We start from the raw sequence: 4,109 nt of genomic DNA, 5'->3' as shown, positions 1-4,109 counted from the left end.
GCAATGGCGCCTTCGCCGTCGCCGATCCACGCCCCGGCATGGAGCGCGCACCGGGCGACAACTACTACGGCGCCGGCCATTACGGGGTGGTGCCCTGGGACGCCCCGACCGGCGCGGTGTCCTCGGCGGCCGGCTATGACAATGGCCGTTGGAGTGTCGCTGATCCCCGGCTGCCGGACGCCACGGATCGCGTGGTCGCCCGGATCCGCAGCCTGGACGGCACCTGGCACCGGCCGTTCTCGACCCTGGAACTCGCCGCCCTGCAGAGCCTGGTCGAGCCCGAGGACTACCTTGAGCTGGACGGCCTGTCGGATGCCGACTGGCGCGAGCGGATCGGCAATGCGGTGCCACCTGACGCCGCGGCTGCCATCGCGAGCACGATGGGCACTACCCTCCTGCTCGCCTGGAGCGGCGAGAGCTTCATGCTGTCCAACACGCCCATCTGGGTGCGCAACGTTGCGGTCGCGCTCTCGGTGAAGTCACCCGACTGGTCGGGCGGCGAAGGCGCCGCAGGGTAGGGGAGACAGCAGCAGAGAGGGCGTGAAAGGGGATCGGCTACCGCTGCCATCCTCGCGCGGCAAGGTCAGGCCTGCGGCCCGCGCTGCGCGCGCCCTTGCCCCGCGAGGCCGGCGTCGGTGGCCGGGGAGGTGTTCCGAGAGAAGGAAAGGGAACACCGATGGGCTTTCCCCGCCGCCAGACCGCCGAGCGCGCCGCGCCCCGCGACCACTACGCCGAAATCACCCAGCAGGTCATCACCGCCCTGGAAGCGGGAACGCTGCCCTGGCGCCGACCCTGGGACCAGGACAAGGCCGGAGCCGGTCCCCTGTCACCGCGCAATGCCGTCACCGGGCGTCGCTACAGGGGCATCAACGTGCTGATGCTCGGCATGACCGGCATGAGCTTCGCCGGATCGGACCCGCGCTGGCTGACCTACAAGCAGGCCGAGGCGAAAGGCTGGCAGGTGCGCCGCGGCGAGCGGGGCAGCCGCGTGTTCTTCTTCCGCAAGCTGACGCTGCGCGACGGGGATGCTGCTGGCGACGAGACAAGCGAGGGTGGCACGCGCTCGGTGCCGGTACTTCGGGCCTACACCGTGTTTCACGCCTCGCAGGTGGATGGTATCCCTGCGTTCCCGGTGCCAAGCATTGAGGAGGCGGGATGGCGCACGCCGGAGGCGGCCGAAGTCATCATGCGCGAGAGTGGCGCGGTGTTCCGCGAGGGCGGCGATCGCGCCTTCTACAGTCCGTCCACCGATCACATCCAGATGCCGCCTCGCGTTGCCTTTGAGCATGCGGCCGGATATGCGGCGACGGCGCTGCACGAGATGGCGCATTGGAGTGGCGCCAAGGCGCGTCTGGACCGTGATCTGACGGGGCGCTTCGGCAGTCACGCCTACTCGCAGGAAGAGTTGCGGGCGGAACTGGCAAGCTGCTTCGTCGGTGCTGAGCTGGGCCTGCCCTGCGAGATTCCCAACCACGCGAGCTATGTCGCCTCGTGGCTCAAGGTGCTGCGCGACGACAAACGCGAAATCTTCCGCGCCGCTGCCGAGGCGCAGCGCATCGCCGATTACCTGCTGCGCTTCCATCCCGAGCACGCGCGGCGGCTCGACGCCGAAGTCTCACGCGAGGAGGCCGAGGAGGCCTGATCGATCGTGGACTGCGGGTCGAAGGCCACTCCGGCCGCTATCCGGTTTGGTAAGGCGCGTGGCGACGCGCGCTCTCCTGATGCACAGGAGTCAGCTTCCGATGATCGTGCCTTGATCCGCTGATTGCGACCCCAAGCAGCCCTACGTCCGGCGAATCTCGAAGTGGGTTTTTCCTCCTCGATAAAATCCAGCGGCCTCATAGAATCTGAGCGTAGCCTCATTCTTCGAGCCGGTGGCGAGCATCACCTTATAGCAGTCAGCGCTCCATGCCCGGTTGATCGCGGCGTGGAGTATGGCGCGACCCAGCCCGGTTCTGCGGTGGTCCGCGTGGGTTACCACGTTCTCAATCACCCCGTAGGGCCGTGCTCCACGGGTCAGGTTGGGGATGATCGCAAGTGTGCAGGATGACACCAGCATTCCTCCTAAGTCTGCCACGAAGGGGACGGTCACACCCGATGAAAGCAGGGCCAACCAAGCAGCCTCAGCAGCGACCGGCTCAGGAGGCGGTTCGTTAGGGTGCAGGTAGCTGTAGAGGGCGAGGACGCCGGGCAAGTCGGCCATACGTGCGGGACGGATATCAGGCTTAGTCATGTCTCGGATGGTATCGAAGTGGGCGGCCTAAGTCAGCCTCCCGCCTTACCGGCGGCAGCCCCAACCAGAGCAGACCAGGGAGAGACAAGGGGGTGGATCGGGAGAGGGTGCCTGACGTGAGCGGCTACCGCCGCCATCCTCGCGCCGCAAGGGCAAGGGCTCCGCCCGCGCTGCGCGCGCCCTTGCCCCGCGAGGCCAGGCATCGGTCGCTGGGGAGGTGTTCCAGGAGGAAAGGAGCACCTCGATGACACCCCACAAGCCCTGCATCGCTGCCGGCGGGCCGTTTGGCGCCGATGCCCAACTGCTGATGGCCGTCGGCGTCTGCCTCGGCCTGATCCGGAAGTACGGCCTTGACGAACTGCTCGCCGGCAATCCCGCCGATCAGGCCCTGCTGAGGGACGCGCGCAAGGTCGCGCGTAGCATCTTTGGCGGGCCGCAGTTCGAGGGCATGCCCCGCCCTGGTGGCATGTTTGCCCGCGTCGTCGCGGGGCTTGAGGCAGCACGCGCCGCCCTGCCGGATGCCTGGGCCACCGAGCGCTGCGGCGTGCCGCAGGAGCTGATCGCGCAGATCGACGCTCTCATCGATGAGGCCACTGGCCGCACGCCCTGCGCTGGACCAGAGACATTCAGGCGTGGCGAGCCCGAAGCCCTGCTGACTGAGACGCTGCACCTCGAGGATGGGCGCGAGGTGAGGTTCATCGCGGACCCGCGCATGGAAGGCGCCTATGCGCAGGTCGACGGCGAGATGGTGGGCCGCATCTTCCGTCTGCGTGGGGCGCCGACTTGGTTCCTATCCATGAACGGCCTTCTGGTCGGCAGCGGCATCCCGTCGCTCACCGCCGCGCGGGTGCGGCTCGCGCACAACCTTCTGCAGTGGGGGGCCTGATGCGCGACACCGGTCCACCGCTCCCGCTCTCGGCCTATGATCGCATCCTTGTCGCCCTGTCGGGTGGCAAGGACAGCGTCGCCTCGCTGCTCGCCTTGCTGGAGGCCGGCGCCGATCCGGCACGCATCGAGCTGCACCACCATGAGGTGGACGGGCGTGGTCCCTCCTTCATGGACTGGCCGAGCAGCGCGCCCTACTGCCGGGCGCTCGCGGACAGCCTCGGCCTGCCGATCTACTTCTCCTGGCGCGAGGGCGGCTTCCTGCGCGAGATGCTGCGGCAGGACGCGGCGACGGCGCCGATCGTGTTCGAGACGCCGCACGGCCTGGAGACGCGGGGCGGCGGCGGCCCGCGCAACACCCGGCTGCGCTTTCCCCAGGTCTCGGCCGACCTGTCCATCCGCTGGTGTTCGGCCGCGCTCAAGATCGGCGTGATGGACACGCTGATCCGGGCGCAGGAGCGCTTCCTCGGCTCGCGCACCCTGGTCGTGACCGGCGAGCGCGCGGAGGAGAGCCCGGCGCGGGCACGTTACGCCGCGGCCGAGCGCCACCGCACGGACACACGCGACGGCACGCGCCGGTGCCGCTACGTCGATCACTGGCGCCCCGTGCATGCGTGGTGCGAGGGGGCGGTCTGGGGCATCCTGGCCCGGCACGGCGTGGTGCCCGCTCTCCCGTACCAACTCGGCTTCGGCCGCCTCAGCTGCATGACCTGCATCTTCGGCACGCCCTCGCTCTGGGCGACGATCCGCCTGATCGCGCGCGCCTGGTTCGAGCGCGTCGCGGGCTACGAGCAACGGTTCGGCTGCACCATCCAGCGCACGCGTTCGGTGCGCGACCTCGCCGATCGCGGCACTCCCTATCCGGCTGCCCTCGCTCAACCCGGCCTCGTAGCTCAGGCGCTCGCGCCGCGCTGGCGCGGGCCGACCCGCACGGCTGACTGGCGGATGCCGGCCGGCGCCTTCGGTGAAGCGGCGGGGCCGGCATGAGCGC

The 4,109-nt window shown here is 69.3% G+C and carries 4 protein-coding genes and 1 pseudogene; 4 read left to right on the top strand and 1 reads right to left on the bottom strand.

Annotated features, from left to right (window positions below):
* Together ROTAS13_RS20465 and ROTAS13_RS20460 are read left to right on the top strand one after the other, a co-directional pair.
* Positions 1–518: pseudogene (locus ROTAS13_RS20465) on the top strand (DNA cytosine methyltransferase); the annotation flags it as partial.
* A 158-nt stretch (positions 519–676) separates the two neighbouring features.
* Positions 677–1,642 carry an ArdC family protein gene (locus ROTAS13_RS20460; RefSeq protein WP_075823255.1) on the top strand — a complete coding sequence of 322 codons (966 nt, stop codon included), beginning with the start codon at positions 677–679 and terminating at the stop codon, positions 1,640–1,642.
* Positions 1,643–1,783: 141 nt separating this feature from the next.
* On the opposite strand, the gene ROTAS13_RS20455 is transcribed toward ROTAS13_RS20460, so the two are convergent.
* Positions 1,784–2,233 (bottom strand): GNAT family N-acetyltransferase, encoded by a 450-nt coding sequence (locus tag ROTAS13_RS20455; RefSeq protein WP_075823254.1) that lies wholly within the window; start codon positions 2,231–2,233, stop codon positions 1,784–1,786.
* 244 nt (positions 2,234–2,477) lie between these two features.
* Here ROTAS13_RS20455 and ROTAS13_RS20450 point away from each other — a divergent pair, with 244 nt between their 5' ends.
* Both ROTAS13_RS20450 and ROTAS13_RS20445 read left to right on the top strand, forming a co-directional pair.
* Entirely contained in the window at positions 2,478–3,119 is a 642-nt protein-coding gene (locus tag ROTAS13_RS20450) for a hypothetical protein (RefSeq protein ID WP_075823253.1), read from the top strand.
* Positions 3,119–4,105 carry a phosphoadenosine phosphosulfate reductase family protein gene (locus ROTAS13_RS20445; RefSeq protein WP_075823256.1) on the top strand — a complete coding sequence of 329 codons (987 nt, stop codon included), beginning with the start codon at positions 3,119–3,121 and terminating at the stop codon, positions 4,103–4,105. The genes ROTAS13_RS20450 and ROTAS13_RS20445 overlap by 1 nt, the downstream gene beginning before the upstream one ends.
* The last annotated feature ends 4 nt before the right edge of the window (positions 4,106–4,109 follow it).

The sequence above is a fragment of the Roseomonas sp. TAS13 genome (assembly GCF_001950415.1).
In the GTDB taxonomy this organism is placed as follows: domain Bacteria; phylum Pseudomonadota; class Alphaproteobacteria; order Acetobacterales; family Acetobacteraceae; genus Roseomonas; species Roseomonas mucosa.
Note: the sequence above shows the minus strand (reverse complement) of the source record. Positions and strands in the feature narration are given on the sequence as shown.